This window comes from Sporolactobacillus terrae, from assembly GCF_019930545.1.
Classification (GTDB): Bacteria; Bacillota; Bacilli; order Bacillales; family Sporolactobacillaceae; genus Sporolactobacillus; species Sporolactobacillus terrae.
On record NZ_CP082837.1, the window covers coordinates 2384672 to 2401162 of the forward strand.

12 protein-coding genes and 1 other annotated feature are annotated in these 16491 nt (G+C 47.4%); all 12 genes read right to left on the minus strand.

Going from position 1 to position 16491, the window contains the following annotated elements:
• Positions 1–140: 140 nt before the first annotated feature.
• Positions 141–1598: an IS1182 family transposase gene (locus K7399_RS11460; protein WP_223362307.1), complete on the minus strand. Its 1458-nt coding sequence runs from the start codon at positions 1596–1598 to the stop codon at positions 141–143.
• Between the two features lie 185 nt (positions 1599–1783).
• On the minus strand, positions 1784–2173 hold the full coding sequence (locus K7399_RS11465) for a hypothetical protein (RefSeq protein ID WP_028983416.1): 390 nt from the start codon (positions 2171–2173) through the stop codon (positions 1784–1786).
• Entirely contained in the window at positions 2174–3424 is a 1251-nt protein-coding gene (locus K7399_RS11470) for a multidrug effflux MFS transporter (RefSeq protein ID WP_128167184.1), read from the minus strand.
• Between the two features lie 456 nt (positions 3425–3880).
• Positions 3881–5269 (minus strand): argininosuccinate lyase, encoded by a 1389-nt coding sequence (gene argH, locus K7399_RS11475; RefSeq protein ID WP_028977217.1) that lies wholly within the window; start codon positions 5267–5269, stop codon positions 3881–3883.
• Positions 5229–6482 carry an argininosuccinate synthase gene (locus K7399_RS11480; protein WP_028983414.1) on the minus strand — a complete coding sequence of 418 codons (1254 nt, stop codon included), beginning with the start codon at positions 6480–6482 and terminating at the stop codon, positions 5229–5231. Before K7399_RS11480 ends, argH begins: the two co-directional genes overlap by 41 nt.
• Positions 6483–6511: 29 nt before the next feature.
• The gene (argF, locus tag K7399_RS11485; protein ID WP_028983413.1) at positions 6512–7471 is read right to left on the minus strand and encodes an ornithine carbamoyltransferase; all 960 of its coding nucleotides are present in this window, start codon (positions 7469–7471) and stop codon (positions 6512–6514) included.
• A gap of 15 nt (positions 7472–7486) precedes the next feature.
• Positions 7487–10714 carry a carbamoyl-phosphate synthase (glutamine-hydrolyzing) large subunit gene (gene carB / locus K7399_RS11490; protein ID WP_128167188.1) on the minus strand — a complete coding sequence of 1076 codons (3228 nt, stop codon included), beginning with the start codon at positions 10712–10714 and terminating at the stop codon, positions 7487–7489.
• On the minus strand, positions 10698–11786 hold the full coding sequence (locus K7399_RS11495; RefSeq protein WP_028977213.1) for a carbamoyl phosphate synthase small subunit: 1089 nt from the start codon (positions 11784–11786) through the stop codon (positions 10698–10700). Before K7399_RS11495 ends, carB begins: the two co-directional genes overlap by 17 nt.
• A gap of 19 nt (positions 11787–11805) precedes the next feature.
• Positions 11806–13002, minus strand: coding sequence for an aspartate aminotransferase family protein (locus K7399_RS11500; RefSeq protein ID WP_028977212.1), 1197 nt, complete (start codon positions 13000–13002; stop codon positions 11806–11808).
• Positions 12995–13798, minus strand: a complete 804-nt coding sequence (argB, locus tag K7399_RS11505) for an acetylglutamate kinase (RefSeq protein ID WP_128167190.1) — start codon at positions 13796–13798, stop codon at positions 12995–12997. Before argB ends, K7399_RS11500 begins: the two co-directional genes overlap by 8 nt.
• Before the next feature lie 21 nt (positions 13799–13819).
• The gene (gene argJ, locus K7399_RS11510; protein WP_128167196.1) at positions 13820–15043 is read right to left on the minus strand and encodes a bifunctional ornithine acetyltransferase/N-acetylglutamate synthase; all 1224 of its coding nucleotides are present in this window, start codon (positions 15041–15043) and stop codon (positions 13820–13822) included.
• Between the two features lie 13 nt (positions 15044–15056).
• The gene (gene argC, locus K7399_RS11515; RefSeq protein ID WP_028983408.1) at positions 15057–16094 is read right to left on the minus strand and encodes an N-acetyl-gamma-glutamyl-phosphate reductase; all 1038 of its coding nucleotides are present in this window, start codon (positions 16092–16094) and stop codon (positions 15057–15059) included.
• A 138-nt stretch (positions 16095–16232) separates the two neighbouring features.
• Positions 16233–16473 (minus strand) — a binding site (T-box leader).
• Positions 16474–16491 lie beyond the last annotated feature (18 nt).

Here is a 16491-nt window from a genome sequence, read left to right on the forward strand (position 1 = left end):
TTTGACGCGGGCATCCACTTCACATTCATCGAGGCCGCTGAAAAACTGTCGATTTTTTGATCTGAGAATTCTGGTTGGCGCAAAAAAGGACCACTTTTCGTCTGCGTTTTGACAAAAAGTGGTCCTTTTTCCCTTCTTTTTTATCTTTTTTCGTTGAGGATCTTCAGAATCCGCTTGAGATTGACTGCGAAGATCGTGGTCGCTCCCTGAATCTCCATTCCAAACAGACCCGCAGATGATGCTGTATCATACCCGTGTCTGTTTTTTAACTCACTGTTCTTCGCTTCTATTTTATAACGCGTTTTTGCCAGTGATTTAAATTGTTCCGTATTTTGAAATGCTTTCTGTTCTTTATGTTCTGTGGATTTAATCGTAACGTAATAAGACTTCGTTTTTGATCCTTCCTGATAACACCCCTCACGCATGGAACATACTTGGCATTTCGTTACATCGAACATATATCTTACACGCGGATTGACCTTTTTCGTTCCTTGTCTTCCATCGTATTTCTTTTTAAAAGCCATATGCCCTGCCGGGCAGACAAACATACCCGCATCTTTATTAAACTCAAATGCTTTTTTGCGCGTGCCTTGTGATACCACGGGGTGTAATTTTGAAACCAAAGCTATATGATTTGTTTTTGTATAGGTAATATTATCTTTTTCTGAGTAAGCCGTATCGCCAATGACCGTATCAATGGTCATCCCTGACTCCTTACTTTTTTCGATTAAAGGCTCCAGATAGTTTCCATCGCTCTTTTCGCCTGTCGTAATGACGGCCGCTGTAATAATACGTTCATCGCTCATCGCCAGATGTGTTTTATAACCAAAAAAAGAAGAATCTTTTGTTTTATGTCCGATCCGAGCATCGGGATCATTCGAAGGGTTCATATGTTCCTTAAAATCTTCGACACTCTCTTTGAGGACATTTAACTTTTCTTTAACCGCAGGCAGCGCGGTGATTTGCGGTTCGGTTTCAAGGGTGGAAATGAGTTGATGACAGTAATCTAATTCCTCGTTGACTTCGTTAGATGTATTCTTTTCTGGAAATTTTGGTTTCATGGATGCATCCAATTGATAGACGGCTTTGCGAACATTTTTAGATTTCTCTCGTAGAAATTCGATCGGTGATTTTTGGTTATAACGCGCTTTTGTATGGGTGGCATCAACAATAAGCGTTTTACTTTTAATAATTCCTTTTTCAAGCGCAATCTCAACGGTTTTCCCAATAAGCAGATCTAACAATTTAACGTCCTGAAGACGTTGCCTACGAAAATGCGTTAACGAACTTGAATCAATGACGTCCTCCTCAGGGGCCATGTTGAGGAAATATTTAAACGACAGGTCATATTTAGAACGCTCGACTAAATCGTTATCTGATAAATCATGAATCGTCTTTAATAATAAATATTTGAACATTCGAATTGGAGAGATCGCTTTACGCCCATTATCAAGACAATATTTTGTTTTCAATTCATCATAAATGAATGAAAAGTCCACGAGTTCATTGATTTGACGAAGCATATTATCTTTTGGGACAACAAGATCGTAGAGTGCTGCATAAGGGCTAAGGTTGAGTGTTTCTTGATTTGAGAGCATTGAGTTACCACCTATATACGTTGATAGCTCCATTATAAAGGAAAAGGGCCGTTGAATGTTTGATGAATCAAACATTCAACGGCCCAATGAATAGGTTGGACTTTTTCAGTGGCCTCCATTCATCCCCCTTGGATCCGTTCATCAGTACGCGGGCCAAGGGGGATTCTGATTGCATTGCGTCTACATTAAAACGCACCCTTTTTCACAGCCTGTGCACAACGATCAATCCATTGCTTCACAAATGGATCATGCGGCAGAATGCGATCCTTCAAATCGTCTATAAAGAGAATCTTATCTTTACGGCACCACTCAATACGGGTTTGAAAGAGCTGCATATCCAGATCGTCTGTATCCCAATAAACAGAAACCACCGAAATACGCGCCTTTTTATAGAGAAAAGCCCGTGTATGTCCATCCGTGAGAAAAACCTCCCCGCCAATTTTTCTTACCGGAAGCGGTGGATTAAATCGAACCCTCAGCGGATCAAACGACTGGTTTAGCCGCGCCACTTTCTTCTGATCCAAATAAAGCTGGCTGGGACGAATATCCATTAGATCCATCAAAAATGTATGCATTCAAATCGCCCTCTTTTCTTTATCGTCAGCCGCTCGTGGTTTGCGGATCAAAAGATAACCGATCAATAATGCACTCAATTCACAGATGAGGATCATCACTGCCATTGGAACGTAAGTATGGCTGCCGCCCAGTCCAACGAGCGGCGAGAATAAAGCACCGATCGTGTTCATTCCGAGTCCGAGTATTGCTGAGGCAGAACCAGCTGCCTTTGCCTGAGTCTGCATGGCGAGTGAAAAGGCCGTTGCGTTAGCAAGTCCGACCATCGAAACGATCAGAAAGAGAGGGATCATGACTGCAATCAGTCGCGGCGGGTCAAGCAAGGTACTCGTAAACAACATCACGCCTCCCAGTGCAGCAAGGATCACCCCAGTATACAGGATTTTATGGGCGTCAATGCGTCCAGCCAGCAAACCGGCAAGCTGCGACATCAGGACAATGCCAAGACCATTTGCAGCAAAGAACACGCTGAATCCTTGCGGCGAAACAGAAAACATTTCCTGAAGGACAAAAGACGAACCTGAGATATAACAAAACATGGCGCCCATAACAAGACCAAGAACAAGTGCATAACCGATAAAACGACGGTCACGGATCATTCCGCCCATTGACGCGCGTGTTGCAGCAAGTCCTCCGGAAATCCGTTTGCCTTCAGGCAGGGTTTCCGGAATAAACGCCCATGCACTGGCCAATAGCAAAAAGCCGATCACACACAGAACAATAAATACACCGCGCCACGATGCAAAACGAAGAATCACTCCACCCATAATTGGTGCCAGAATAGGAAATAGTCCATTGACAGCCATCAACATTGAGAAAAATTTCGTCAGTTTCGTTCCCGAGTAAAGGTCGCGGGCAATGGCCCTTGAGATCACCATGCCGGCTGCCCCTGCCGTCCCTTGTATCAAGCGCAGAACGATCAGTAAAAGGATTGATGTGGTCATCGCACACAGAAAGGACGTTACGGCGAAAGTCGCCAGTCCGATAAGCAACGGCATCTTGCGGCCATACCGGTCACTGAGCGGACCCACGATGATTTGTCCTAATGCGAGACCCACGAGACACGCCGTAATACTTAATTGAGCAAATGAAGGCGTCGTCACAAAATCTTTAGTCAGAGAAGGTAACGCCGGCAGATACATATCCATCGAAAGCGGGCCGAACGCACTCAGCGCTCCAAGCACCAACACAAATCGACGATAACTGCCCTTACGCTTATGTATTTTTACGAAACCCGTGTGCGCGTTTTGCATCCATAACCAGCCTTTCTATCTCGTGTCATTCCCATATTCCTTTTTGATTTCGATCAATTAATGATTGCCCATCTCTGCAGAAGCATCTGACGCTATCATAGCAAAAAAGAGGCTGTCCCAAAAGGGTGTTGAACTTATACTGCGCTCCGATTGCTCGCATCAACTGATCGCGACCGCGGGCGATCCAGGAGCCTCCTCAGACCGGCAGGAATCTGCGGGGGCTCGCACGCATCAACAAAGTGCGAGCCTGCAGGCGTCAGAGTACCTCCGCTTTGATTCTCGGTCAAGACATGGTCTACTGGCTTGAAGACGGGGCAAAGCCTCACACTTACTTATTCTGAAAAAAAGGATACGTTTAACACGTATCCTCAAAAAAGTATAACAAATTAGGGGGGTACTGCTTTTGTGGATAATGCAAATCATCTACAAAAAGCGTACTTATATGAAACAGCCGTATTAGAACGAATCATTCTGATACAGACGTGTCTCCGCAAGTTTCAGTTGTTTTGCAACCTGGTGCGGTGCGGTTCCGCCTTCGCTTTCGCGCGCGCGCATGACATTCTCAGGAAGCAGTGCATCAAAAATATCTTGTTCAAAGAGCGGACTGAATTGCTTGTATTCACTCAGCTCAAGATCCAGCAGATATTTCTTGTGTTCAATTGCATAAAGAACCATCTTTCCGGTGACCGCATGTGCTTCGCGGAACGGCAGACCTTTTTTTGCGAGATAATCGGCAATGTCGGTTGCATTTGAGAAATCTTTTTCAACCGCATGACGCATCCGATCTTTCTTAACGGTCATCGTCTCAAGAATCGGCGCAAGTAATTTCAGTGCGCCTTCCAATGTTTTGACCGTGTCAAAAATGCCTTCTTTGTCTTCCTGCATATCCTTATTGTAGGCAAGTGGAAGCCCTTTAAGCACAGTCAGCAGCCCGACCAAATGACCGAACACGCGTCCCGTTTTGCCGCGCAGCAATTCGGAAACATCCGGATTTTTCTTTTGCGGCATGATGCTGGATCCGGTGCAGAAGGCATCATCCAGCTCAATGAACTGAAATTCCTGACTGCTCCACAGAACCATTTCTTCTGATAATCGTGAAAGGTGCACCATGATCAGTGAACAGTCTGCGAGTGCTTCGACAACAAAGTCGCGATCACTCACTGCGTCTAAGCTGTTTGGATAAACGTCGGCAAAGTCGAGCAGTTCAGCCACACGGCGGCGATTAATCGGGAACGTTGTCCCAGCCAGCGCACCGGCTCCGAGCGGCAGAACATTGATCCGTTTCTCACTGTCCTGAAGGCGCGATTTGTCGCGTTCAAACATCCAAAAGTACGCAAGCAAATGGTGCGCGAATGAGATCGGCTGTGCCCGCTGCAGATGTGTGTATCCGGGTAGAATGGTATCCACATTGGCTTTTGCCTGTTCAAGCAGTGCATGCTGCACGTCTTCAAGAAGATCAATCAGCACTTTGGTCTTCTTCCGCATGTACAGGTGCATATCCGTTGCCACCTGATCATTGCGGCTTCTTCCAGTGTGAAGCTTTCCGCCAACCGGGCCAATCTCGTCAATGAGCATCTTTTCGATGTTCATATGAATATCTTCCATATCGGTAGAAAAATGCGCGTCGCCTTTTTCTATTTTTTTCAGAATTGATGTCAGACCTTGTTGAATCGTCTTCGCCTCTTCCTCGGAGACAATGCCGCATTCGCCAAGCATCTGAACATGAGCCAAGCTGCCCTCAATATCTTCTTTTGCTAGTTCCTGATCATATGAGATCGATGCCGTATAGTCATCAACAAGCTTGTTAGTTGATTTCGTAAACCGGCCGCCCCAAAGCTTCGCCATGATCTGCCTCCGTTCCTTTCTTGTGCACTTCTGCATTCACTTTCGTCGGCAGTCCCCACAGTTTGATGAAGCCGACCGCAGCATTGTGGTCGAACGCATCACCAGTCGTATAGGTTGCCAGTTTTTCATTATAAAGGCTGTTGTCCGATGCGCGTCCTACAACGTCGTGATTTCCTTTGAAAAGTTTCACGCGAACTTTGCCGGAAACCACTTGCTGTGTTTGTTCCACAAAAGCCATCAGTGCTTCTCGGATTGGCGAGTACCAAAGTCCGTCATAGATTACCTGTGAAATTTCTTTGTCGATCAACGGTTTAAATTTCGAGACTTCTTTTGTCAGCGTAATCGTTTCGAGTGCCTTGTGCGCGTTGATTAAGATGACGCCTGCAGGGCTTTCGTACACTTCACGTGATTTGATGCCGACAAGACGGTTTTCAATATGATCAATCCGCCCAACACCATGTAATCCGCCCATTGCATTCAGTTCTTTAATAATTTCAATGAAAGGCTTTTTCTCGCCGTTTAAGGCACAAGGAATCCCTTTTTCAAAGTCAATTTCAACATATTGCGGCGTATCCGGTGTTTTTTCAATGGGATTCGTCCAGGCAAATGCCGCTTCCGGTGCTTCATTCCATGGATTTTCCAGAACACCGGCTTCACATGCACGTCCCCAAATGTTCGCATCGATTGAGAACGGGTTGTCAAGGTCAACCGGAATCGGAATCCCTTTCTTTGCCGCGTATTTGATTTCTTCATCGCGTGTCATTCCCCATTCACGAACTGGAGCAACAACCGTCAACGATGGGTCAAGTGCCTGGATGGCGATTTCAAACCGCACCTGGTCATTTCCTTTACCAGTACATCCGTGAGCAACAGCGGTTGCCCCTTCCTTGTGTGCAACATCAACGAGCAGTTTGCCGATCAGCGGACGCGATAGTCCGGAGGAAAGCGGATAGACGCCTTCGTACAGCGCATTTGCTTGAAGTGCCGGTGCAAGGTAGCCTTCGGCAAGCAGTTCTTTCGCATCGACAACATAGGATTTGATCGCGCCGACATCAAGTGCTTTTTGCTTAATCTTTGCCAGATCTTTCCCCTCTTCGCCAACATCAATACTGAGTGCGATCACGTCGTAATTGTATTTGTCTTGGAGATACTTAATGCAAACCGATGTATCGAGACCTCCGGAATAGGCTAAAACGATTTTTTCTTTTGCCATTGGTAATACCCTCCTAAAAGTTGTCTTTTTTATGCGTCTTTTTCCATCAAACATTTCAGAATTGCCTTATGTGCATGAAGCCGGTTTTCCGCTTCATCAAAAACAACGGAATGATCGCCGTCAATGACGCTCTCCGTGACTTCTTCGCCGCGGTGAGCCGGCAGACAGTGCATGAAGATATGATCCGGTTTAGCAAGTGAAACAAGCGCATCATCCACTTGGAACCCTTGGAAATCGTGCAGCCGCTTGTCCTTCTCAGCCTCATCGCCCATACTCAGCCATGTGTCGGTGATGACCACATCGCAATCTTTGGCAGCCTCCTGTGGTGAATCCGTTACGGAAATCGCGCAGCCGTTCTTTGCGCCTCTAGCTTTTGCCGCCTCAAAAATAGCTGCATCCGGTTCATAGCCCTTTGGACTTGCAACCGTCATATCCATACCGAATGCCGCAGCACCCTCCATCAGTGAATGGGCCATATTATTGAAGCCATCCCCGATGAAGCATGCCTTGAGTCCGCCGATTTTACCCTTGTGTTCGTAAATCGTCAGCAGATCGGCAATGATCTGCGTCGGGTGATGCGTATCGGTCAATCCATTAATCACCGGAACATCGGCGTTCGCCGCCAGCTCCTCAACCACGTCATGACCGAACGTACGAATCATAATACCGTCGACAAAGCGAGAAAGCACCTTAGCCGTATCGGCAATCGTCTCGCCGCGGCCGATTTGTATGTCTTTACTGCTTAAGTATAATGCAGAACCGCCTAAATGGTACATCCCCACTTCAAACGCAACGCGTGTCCGTGTCGACGCTTTTTCAAAGATCATCGCCAGCGTCTGTCCGTTTAAGAAATGATGCGGAACACCCTGCTTTTGCATCGTCTTCAAGGCAACAGCCGTATTCAAGAAGGTCATCAGTTCATCTTCTGTAAATTCAGCGATCGTAAGAAAATCTCTGCCTGTCAATGTTGCTGCTGTTTCGTTTTCCAAGACATTCACTTCCTCTTATTGATTCGTATAACTGAGATTCCGATATTCATCAAGCGTGTGTACATCCGATGAAATGGCGCACTTTGCTGCATGAAGCGTCGCAACGAATGTGTCGGTGCAGGTATACACAGGCACTTGGTAGCGTAGTGCGAGCGCTCTGATTTGAAAGCCAAACGATTGCCGGTTGCGCCCGGCCGTCGGAATATTGTACACGGCGGACACTTGGCCATTTGCAATCAATTGGGCTGCAGCCTCTGCATCATCATTTACCTCAGCGACCGTCATTCCTGCCTGTCTGTATGCAGCAGCGGTCCCTGGTGTTGCAAAAATCTTGAAGCCGTCTTTAGCAAGCTGGCGGACAACATCGAAACTCTCCTCGCGCTGATTTTCAGTGATGGAGCATAAGATGGCTTTATTCGCGTTGTCCTTTGCAAATGGATTGTCCTCGTTGCATAAGACACCTTTTAGAAATGCCTCGTCAACCGTAGCGCCCATGCCCAGTTGTTCGCCGGTCGATTTCATTTCCGGACCGAGAACAGGATCAACCCCCTGCAATTTCGTAAACGAGAACACCGGTGCCTTCACCGCGTAAAAATCAGGAGATGCACAATAACCATCATCCAAATTCTGATCGCGTAAAAAATGACCGAGTTGAACGCCTACTGCATGCTCAACCATTGGAATACCGGTTACTTTGCTGATGATTGGCACCGTACGTGACGCACGCGGATTCACTTCAAGCACATATACCTTTCCTGAGGCGATCACAAATTGAATGTTAATTAACCCCTTAACATTCAAGCTGCTGCATAGTTTCCGTGTATCTGCTTCAATTTCATCCTTCACTGCTTGGCTAAGGCCGAACGATGGAAAAACTGCGATGCTGTCTCCAGAATGAACACCGGCACGTTCAATATGTTGAAAGATGCCCGGAATTGCCGTGTGCACGCCGTCGCTGATCGCGTCAACTTCGCACTCAATGCCCGGCATGTAACGATCAACCAATAAAGGAAATGACTGCTGCGTCATGTTTCGATCGCTGGTCATATATGCTTCAAGTTCATGCGGATGATGGAACAGGAACATGGATTGACCGCCGATCACGTAGGAAGGCCGGACAAGAATCGGATAGCCGAGCGCTTCGCCTGCTTTTGGAAGATCCTCCATTTTGTGCACCGTCAGTCCCTTGATATGCGGAATGTTCAATGACTGCAGCAGTTCATAAAATTGCTCCCGATCTTCGACGCGGTCGATGCTTTGCGTTGAGGTACCAAGCACTTTAATTCCTGCTTGTTCAAGCGCTTTTGCCACATTCACAGCCGTTTGACCGCCAAATTGAACGAGCGCGCCCTGCACTTTTTCCTTTTCAGCAACATGAAGAATGTCCTCAACGGCAAGCGGATCAAAATACAAGCGATCGGCAATTGAATAATCGGTGCTGACGGTTTCCGGATTATTGTTAATCACAATTGCTTCATAACCGTTCTTCTTCACTGCCATTGTTGCTTGAACCGAGCAATAGTCAAACTCGATTCCTTGCCCGATCCGAATTGGTCCTGATCCGATGATCAGTATCTTCGGCTTATCACTGACCTGTGCCTCATCGGCGCCAAACCATGTCGAGTAATAATAGGGGGTCTGCGCTTCGAATTCACCGGCACATGTGTCCACCAAATGGTAAGATACCGAAAGTCCGGCTGCACGAACACGTTTGGAAATATCCTCCACCGGGGCATTCAGCAGATCAGCCAAACGCTGGTTGCCGATATTCAGCCACTTCGCCCGCTGCCATATCTCATCGCTCAGCTCCGTTAGAGTCTTCCCTTTCATCGCTTCTTCAAAAACAACGATTCCATGAATTGCGTTGAGGAACCAAGGATCAATCGCCGTCATTTCCCACAAAGCGTCGACCGTCCGTCCTCTTCGGAATAATTCGCTGATCGCAAACAGCCGCAAATCGGTTGCCTGCTTCATACTGTTTTCCAATACAGCGTCTGAAAGAACCGTGAACGCCTTATTCTCGAGACCGGAAAAGCCCATTTCCAAAGAACGTACACCTTTATTCAATGCGCCCTCAAAGGTACGGTCAATCGCCATCACCTCACCGGTTGCTTTCATCTGAGTCCCCAAGCTTCGATCCGCTTCGGTAAACTTATCAAAGGGGAAGCGCGGCAGCTTGACAACAATATAATCGATCGCCGGTTCAAACGATGCATACGTGGTCCCGGTAATCGGGTTCAAAATTTCATCAAGATGGAAGCCGATCGCACACTTCGCTGCGACGCGTGCGATTGGATAACCGGTCGCTTTCGATGCCAACGCGGATGATCGGCTCACACGCGGGTTGACTTCAATAATCGCATACTCGTTAGAACGGGGATTCAACGCGAACTGAATGTTGCATCCGCCGACAATTTTTAAAGCACGGATAATTTTCAGCGATGCGTTGCGCAGCATTTGATAGTTCGCATCCGAGAGCGTCTGTGACGGAGCAACAACGATACTGTCTCCTGTATGTACGCCCACAGGATCCATATTCTCCATGTTACAGACAATCATGCATGTATCATTGGCATCGCGCATCACTTCATACTCAATTTCTTTCCAGCCTTTAATGCTCTTTTCAATGAGAACCTCATGAATCGGACTGAGCTTGAGTCCACGATGAAGCACAAGATCAAGTTCGTGTTCGTTATAAGCAAAACCTCCGCCAGAGCCGCCTAAAGTATAAGCAGGGCGGATGATCACCGGGTAGCCGATTTCATTAACGAACGCGAGGCCGTCTTCGTAAGAACGAATGATCTTGGACTCAGGAATCGGTTCCTTGATTTTCAGCATTAAATCTTTGAACAGCTCACGGTCTTCTCCATGCTGAATGGAGTCCACAGAGGTTCCGAGCAATTCCACATGATAGTTTGCAAGAATCCCTTGATTATAAAGAGAAACAGCTAGATTCAATCCTGTTTGTCCGCCAAGTGTGCCAATCAGTCCATCCGGGCGTTCCTTGGCAATAATTTTTTCAATCGCAGCAAGCGTCAATGGCTCAATATAGGTTCGATCAGCGATCTGATCATCCGTCATAATTGTTGCCGGGTTGTTATTAATCAGTACAACCTCAATGTCTTCTTCTTTCAGTGCGAGACAGGCCTGTGTACCGGCATAATCAAATTCCGCTGCTTGACCGATTACAATCGGTCCGGACCCAATAACCAGCACTTTTTTAATGTCAGTACGTAACGGCATGATTTGCTTCACCCTTGCTTTGTTTCATCATATGAATAAATTTTGTAAACGTTGGATGGGTATCATCCGGACCGGGGTGGGCTTCCGGATGAAACTGAACCGTTTCAATCGGAAGCTGATGATGCGTCAATCCCTCAACCGATCCATCATTAACATTCAGATAACTAATCGAAAATTGCTTTTGATCAACACTGTCTTTCTCAACAACATAGCTGTGATTCTGTGAGGTCATCCATACCTTTCCGGTCGCAAGCGCCTTGACCGGATGATTGGCACCGCGGTGACCAAAAAGCAGCTTGCCCGTGCTCGCTCCATACGCCAGCGCGATCAATTGGTGGCCAAGGCAAATCCCCAATGTTGGATAAGCCGATGTGATCTTCTTGATTTCCCCAAACAGCGGCTGCAATTGAATCGGGTCTCCAGGTCCGTTGCTGAGCATCACGCCATCCGGTTGGAGAGATTTCACCGTTTCTGCATCCGTATTGTATGGAACAACCGTGACCTTGCATCCTTCAGCCAGAAGCGCTTGAAGCATCGATTTCTTATACCCGTAATCCATTAAAACGACATGAGGTCCGTTTCCTTCATAAACCGTCGTTTTTGTTGAGGATACTTTCGCAACCATATCTGTTGGCAGCGGCTGCCCCCAATCAATTGATGCAGCATCAGGAAGATCACTGATGACTGCCTTCATCGTACCGCTTCGGCGAACGGCTTTCACGACGGCTCGTGTATCAATATTAGCAAGACCCGGAACTCCTGAGCGTTTCAGCCACTGATCCACATTCATCACCGACTGATAATGGCTGGGCACATTGCAAAGATTGCTGAACAACACCGCTTGCATTTCAATGCGTGCATGCTCATTATCGTAAAGATTAATTCCATAGTTGCCGATCAGTGGATAGCAGAATGTCATGATCTGTCCGGCGTACGAGGGATCGGTCATAATCTCTTGATATCCGGTCATGCTCGTGTTAAAGACCAATTCGCCCATCACGCTGGAAGAAGCACCGACGCGCACACCTTGAAAAACTTGGCCCGACTCCAGAAGCAAATATCCCTTTTTCATGATCAGCAGACCCCCATCTTTATCGTTCTTTTAAAACCGCATCAAAGGCAGCAATAAATGCGTCAATCTCCGTTTCATCGGTCACAAGCGGCGGCAGAATTCGCAAAACATACTTTCCTGCCGTTAGGATCAGTACATGATGTTTCTCTCTCAATTCATTAACCAGATCGATCGCCGGAGCTTTTGTCTCAACACCGATCAGCAGACCCAGACCGCGAATTGCCGTCAGCTGTTTCGGATAGCTTTCTTTCAGTGCCGTCAATTTTTCATGGAAATAGGCGGCATTGCTTGTACATTGTGCCAAGACATCCTGTTGATCAAATACCTGAATCGTGGCTACTCCGGCAGCTGTGGCGAACGGATTTCCACCGAAGGTTGATCCGTGGCTGCCCGGCGTCATCAGTTTGGAAATCTCTTTTTTCGCCATGAATGCGCCGATCGGGATGCCTGATCCAAGTGCTTTAGCTGCCGTTAGAATATCCGGTTCAATACCGTATTGTTCATAGGCGAACAGGGTGCCGGTACGGCCCATGCCTGTTTGTACTTCATCAACGATCATCGGAATGCCTTTTTCCGCGCAAATGGCTGAAAGCTGCTGTACCCATGTTTTATCCGCCGGAATGACGCCGCCTTCACCTTGAACCATTTCCAGCATGACCGCAATGCATTGATCATCCGAGGCAATGTCTGCTACAGAATCTTTACTATTATAAGGAAGATACTTAAACCCAGGAACGACCGGGCCATAACCACTTTGGATCTTCTCCTGCGCGGTGGCTGCCATGGTTGCCAGCGTCCGGCCGTGAAATGAATGGTTGAACGTGATAATATGCCCTTCCGGCTTATTCAGTACGGAAGCCGCATAGCGACGGGCCAGTTTTATCGCGCCTTCATTGGCTTCTGCGCCGCTGTTGCAAAAAAATACTTGATCACAGCAGGTTCGTTCTGTTAGCATTTTTGCCAGTTTCTCCTGTGGCCCGATGTGGTAGAGATTCGAACAATGCCATAGAAGTCCGAGCTGTTTCTTCAATGCTGCCTCAACGGCATCCGGGACATGACCAAGTGCAAGAACGGCGATCCCAGCCGTAAAGTCAAGATATTTTGTTCCTTCAGTATCCCAAACATAGCTGCCCTTGCCCTTTTCAAGCGTGATGGGAAAACGTCCGTATGCTGACATGACCGGTGCGAGCGTTTCTTCTGATTTTGTGTTAAGCATGAAGGATTTCCTCCTCAAGGAATATTTTTGTACCGACTTCAACGCCATTCGTATAATCAATCAAACAATCCGGCATCATCCCGTTCACGATGACGACTTCTTTAACGTTCTTCTTTAAGCTGTCAACGGCTGCTTTTGCTTTTGGAATCATCCCGCCGCTGATCTTCTTTAATTCGATCATTTGTTCAATTTCCAGATTTGAGACTTGTTTCAAGGGGGTTAATGCGCCGTCCTTTTCAACAAGAATCCCGGGAACATCACTGATAAAACATAATTTTCCATTCAATGCAACGGCTAGACTAGCGGCTGCCTGATCCGCATTAATATTCAGATGCTGTCCGTGCTCATCCATTGAAATCGGTGAAACCACGGGAATAAACCCTTGACCGGCAAGGCTGCGGATCACCCCGGCATCCACCGATGTGATCTCACCAACATAGCCAAGTTCGGTAAGTGAGGTTGGTTTTGCTAGAAACAAGCCGCCGTCAACCCCGCTCAGACCGATGGCTTTCCCGCCCGAAGCGGCAATTTTGGAAACAATCTGTTTGTTCATGGTTCCGCTGAGTACCATTTCAGCAACATCGAGTACTTCCTGCGTCGTAACCCGAAGTCCGTGATGAAAAACGGTCGGTATTTCCATCTTATCCAGCATTTGTGAGATGGCCGGCCCGCCGCCATGCACGATGACCGGTTGCCATTTGCCACTCTCTTGAATGATTTGCAGGCTTTTAAAAAATTCAGGAGTGAGTTTATCAAAAACGCTTCCTCCGCATTTAATCACCAGATAGTGAGTCATGGTTTTCCCTCCTTACGTTTTTCATGAACGGTACGACGCATTTATTTTCACATAGTCATAAGTTAAATCGCAGCCCCAGGCAACCGCACTGCCGTTTCCTTCACCAAGGGACGCTTTGATCACGATACTGTTTTTATCTAAAGCATTCTTCGCTTGTTCTTCATCAAAAGGGGTGGGCACGCCGTTCTCGAAAAGGACAAGGTCGCCCAGTTTCAATGTGACGTGATTGGGATCAAACGCTTCGCCGCTGTAGCCCATGGCACAGACGATTCTGCCCCAATTCGCATCGCTGCCGAACACCGCCGTTTTCACAAGACTTGAACCGACAATTGTCTTAGCGATCACTTCAGCCGACTGATCATCTTTAGCACCGGTTACCTGAACCTCAATCAGCTTGGTCGCCCCTTCGCCGTCACCGGCAATAAACTTCGCAAGTCCTTGACAAACGGCCTCAAGTCCTTTAAGAAAGACGAGCCATTCCGGATGCTGCGCGCTGAGCGGCTGATTTCCAGCCTGCCCGTTTGCCAGAAGCAGCACCATGTCGTTGGTACTGGTATCTCCATCAATCGTAATGCGATTAAACGTTTTATCAACGATCGTCTTTAACGCTTGACGGAGCGCGTCCGGGGCAACAGCCGCATCGGTCGTGACAAAGCCAAGCATCGTTGCCATATTCGGATGAATCATTCCAGATCCTTTGCACGCCCCGCCGATCGTCACCGATTTGCCGTCAATTTCAAAGGTAACCGCCAAATGTTTCGTTTTTGTATCGGTTGTAAGAATTGCCTCTTCAAACGGTGCTTCGCTTCCAGACAAGTCAATGGCGGCAATGCCTTTTTTTATCTTCTCCATCGGCAGCTGCATGCCGATCACACCGGTTGAGGCAACCCCGACAAGATGATCGGTGATGCCTAAATGCTGCGCCAACCATTGTCGGGTGACACGCGCATTTTCCAAGCCCTGCCGCCCGGTACATGAGTTTGCGCTGACCGTGTTAACGAGCACCGCTTGCAGTTTCTTCTCTTCAGCAATGCTCTCTTGTGTCACCTGAAGCGGTGCGGCTTGAAACACGTTAGTTGTATAAACACCTGCTGCCGCTGCCGGGACCTCGGAATAAATCCAGCCAAGATCCGGTTTTTTCGTACGCAGTCCGATATGCATGCCGCCGGTTTTAAAGCCTTTTGCACTGCCGACGCTTCCGTTTTCTATATAATTAATCGCTGGTTTTTGGTCTAATTTTTCCATTGAACTCGCCCTTTCACGGATAGATCGGGGTGAACGTAAGGCCTGTTTGTTCATCCCAGCCCTTGATAATGTTTAAATTTTGTACCGCCTGACCGGCCGCGCCTTTCACTACATTGTCGATTACCGAGACAATGGTTAGCCGCCTCGTTCGTCCATCAACATTTAAACCAATATCACAGAAGTTTGAGCCAAGTACTTCCTTTGTTGCCGGCCAAGTCCCAAGCGGCCTGATCCGCACAAAGGGCGATTTCTTATAAAACTTTTCATAGTGTTCCAAAAGTTCACGCGTTGAAAAGCCTTGTTTCAGGTTTGCGTAGGTGGTGCAGAGCAAACCGCGTGTCATCGGAATCAGATGCGGGTGAAACGTGATCGCCGTTTTTTGACCACTGATTTCTTCAATCATTTGTTCAATCTCCGGCGTGTGCTGATGGTGATCTAACTTATAAGCCTTGACACTTTCATTCACTTCACCGAATAAATTACCGATCACTGCTTTCTTTCCGGAACCGGAAACCCCGGATTTACCGTCGACAATAATTGAATTCAACTCGATCATGTCATGTTTCAATACCGGAGCAAGCCCCAGCAGCGTTGCTGTTGGATAGCATCCCGGATTTGAGAGTAAAGATGCCCCCTCGATCTGCTCCCGATTAAGCTCCGATAAGCCGTATACCGCATCGCTGAGCAGAGCGGCGTCAGCAGGATCCTTTTTGTACCATTCGGCATAGTCCTGCGGGTTCTTCAAGCGGAAATCTCCGGAAAGATCAATGCAAATCAGCCCGCGCTTCAGGCATTCAGGCAGCAAATCCTTGCTGACACCGGCAGGCGTTGCAAAAAAAACAACATCGGTTCGCGCCGCCAGTTCATCCGCATCAAATGCCTCGAGCCTTCGCTCCACAATCCCGCCGAGATGAGGATAGATGCTTTGGATCTCCATGCCGCTTGTAGAATGAGCGACCAGCATCTCTATTTTGATTTGCGGATGATTCAACAACAGGCGGATCAATTCCACTCCGCTGTATCCATTTGCGCCAACAATACCTGCCTTCACCTGTAAAGCCTCCAATAATCCAATGTTTTTCATTCACTAATTCGTTAAAACTTCAGAGTAGTAAACTGTAAAAGTAGTACACAATCACCGTGCACGGGGGCCCGCGGAAAAAATAAAACGCCCGCCTCTTTTCTTTAGAAAAGAGACGAGCGTTGATCACAATACCCGCGGTACCACTCTAGTTATTCCCATACGTTTTACTTAAAAGTGTAAAACAAGGAATCTGCTTAAGACTCTGTAACGGGAGTTCCCGGAAAATCCTACTCATTTCAGATCTTCACCTTCGAAGTGCGGTTCACAATTTCGCCTGTGCCGGCTTCCATCATCCCGGCTTGCTGGTGCAGCGCTCCATTGTTACTCTCTTCTTCATTGGTTTTCTTCAATCAATTGTTAGACA